The sequence below is a fragment of the Terrabacter sp. P5_B1 genome (assembly GCF_056400505.1).
In genome coordinates this window covers 1-2,219 of sequence record NZ_JBFULD010000479.1, presented here as the reverse complement: position 1 = coordinate 2,219, position 2,219 = coordinate 1, and the positions used below count along the sequence as shown (strand labels likewise).

2 protein-coding genes and 1 pseudogene are annotated in these 2,219 nt (G+C 70.8%); 2 read left to right on the top strand and 1 reads right to left on the bottom strand.

Annotated elements, in window-relative coordinates; genetic code table 11:
* The coding region (locus AC1DP0_RS21120; protein ID WP_478088397.1) for a DUF885 domain-containing protein at positions 1-1,069 on the top strand (1,069 nt) is incomplete at its 5' end.
* Positions 1,070-1,202: 133 nt separating this feature from the next.
* Positions 1,203-1,880, top strand: a complete 678-nt coding sequence (locus AC1DP0_RS21115) for a Maf family protein (protein ID WP_478088395.1) — start codon at positions 1,203-1,205, stop codon at positions 1,878-1,880.
* 18 nt (positions 1,881-1,898) lie between these two features.
* On the opposite strand, the pseudogene AC1DP0_RS21110 reads toward AC1DP0_RS21115, so the two are convergent.
* Positions 1,899-2,219, bottom strand: a pseudogene (locus tag AC1DP0_RS21110) (hypothetical protein); the annotation flags it as partial.

Below are 2,219 nucleotides of genomic sequence, written 5' to 3'. Positions count from 1 at the left end.
GGCTGCCTCGACGGCATACGGCGCGATGGCCGACTGGCTCGAGCGGGAGCTGCTGCCGCACGCGCCCGAGGCAGACGCCTGCGGGCGAGAGCGCTACGCCCTCGAGTCGCGCTACTTCCTCGGCGCCACCGTCGACCTCGAGGAGACGTACCGCTGGGGCCAGCAGGAGGTCGCGAACCTCCACGCCCAGATGAGCGAGATCGCCGACGGCCTCGAGGCCGGCGCCAACGTCGCGCGGGGCGTCGAGATCCTCGACGCCGACGAGAAGTACCAGCTGCACGGCACCGACGAGCTCAAGGCCTGGATGCAGGAGCGCGCCGACGAGGTCATCGCCGACCTCAAGGACGTGCACTTCGACATCCCCGGGCCGGTGCAGCGCATCGAGTGCATGATCGCGCCGACGCAGACCGGCGGCATCTACTACACCGGCCCGTCCGACGACTTCAGCCGACCGGGCCGGATGTGGTGGTCGGTGCCGAAGGGCAACACCGAGTTCCGCACGTGGAACGAGCTGACGACCGTCTACCACGAAGGTGTCCCCGGCCATCACCTCCAGGTCGCGCAGACCGTCTACCGCTCCGAGCTGCTCAACCGGTGGCGGCGGCTCGAGGCCTGGACCTCGGGTCACGGCGAGGGGTGGGCGCTCTACGCCGAGCGGCTCATGGCCGAGCTCGGCTACATGGACGACCCGGGCAACCGCATGGGTTGGCTTGCAGGACAGTCTCTTCGGGCCGCTCGCGTCGTCATCGACATCGGCGTGCACTGCGGCTTCGACGCCCCGGACGAGGTCGGCGGCGGTGCGTGGGACTACGACAAGGCGTGGACCTACCTGACCCGCTACGGCTTCATGGACGAGAAGATCCTGCGCTTCGAGCTCAACCGCTACCTCGGGTGGCCGGGCCAGGCCCCGAGCTACAAGGTCGGCGAGCGGCTGTGGCTCCAGCTGCGTGACGAGGTCAAGCAGCGCGAGGGTGACGCGTTCGACCTCAAGTCCTTCCACCGTCGGGCGCTCGACATCGGGGGCGTCGGCCTGGACACCCTGCGCGCGGCGGTCCTCCAGGAGATCTGAGACCCGCCCACGGCTGCTGACGGCGCCTCTCCCCGGAGTGGCGCCGTCGGCGTCCTCGGAGTGGCGCCGTCGGCGTCCTCGGAGTGGCGCCGTTGGCGCCCGAAGCCTCCGGCTCGGCGCCTAGCATGTCGTCATGCAGACGCGCTCCCTCCCCGACGTGCCGACCGTCCAGCTCGTCCTTGCCTCCGCCTCCCCCGCCCGACGCTCGACCCTCCGCGCGGCGGGGATCGAGCCCGTCGTCCTCGTGAGCGGCGTCGACGAGGACCTCACCGTGGCCGAGGCGACGGACCGCTACGGCCTGCTGGGGCCCGGCGACATCGCGCTGCTGCTCGCACGCGCCAAGGCGGAGGACGTCGCGTCCCGGCTCGACGAGCATGCCGTCGTGCTGGGCTGCGACTCGGTGCTCGAGCTCGACGGCGAGGTCCACGGCAAGCCGAGCAACGCGGAGGAGGCCGTGGTGCGGTGGCGTCGGATGCGGGGCCGCTCCGGGGTGCTGCACACCGGGCACTGGCTCATCGACGAGCGCAAGGGCGGCGGGGCGACCCTCGGCGCGACGGCGTCGACGACCGTCCACTTCGCCGAGATCTCCGACGAGGAGATCGCCGCCTACGTCGCCACGGGCGAGCCGCTCACGGTGGCCGGCGCCTTCACCATCGACGGGCTCGGCGGCGCGTTCATCACGGCCGTCGAAGGCGACCACCACAACGTCGTCGGCCTCTCCCTGCCGTTGCTCCGAGAGCTGCTCGCCGAGGCAGGCATCGAGTGGTTCGACGTCGTGGGGTACGTGCGGCGCCAGCCCGACTGCGCCTGACGAGCGGCTGACGGGCTCTCAGGGATAGAGGTCGTCGGTGAGGTTCTCGATGACGAGGTAGTGCTCGGTCCACCACCACATCTGGGCCGCGCCGACGACGACGATGAGGCCCAGCAGCCAGTAGCGGTAGCGCCCCCACCAGCGCAGCTTGAGGAACCACGCGATGACCAGGGTCATCGGGAAGGCGAGCAGGGCGTAGCGCACGCGACTCGGGGTCGTGCTCGTCACGAGAATGATGTACGCCGGGTAGGCGCCAGCCCAGCCCCAGATCTCCGGCCCCCACCGCCACGAGTTCTTCGAGAGCATGAACCAGGTGAACGCCGCGACACCGAGCACCCC

Bases quoted from the DNA above. Each gene is read 5' to 3' on its own strand.
- AC1DP0_RS21115 (WP_478088395.1), top strand. From the start codon at position 1,203: ATGCAGACGCGCTCCCTCCCCGACGTGCCGACCGTCCAGCTCGTCCTT.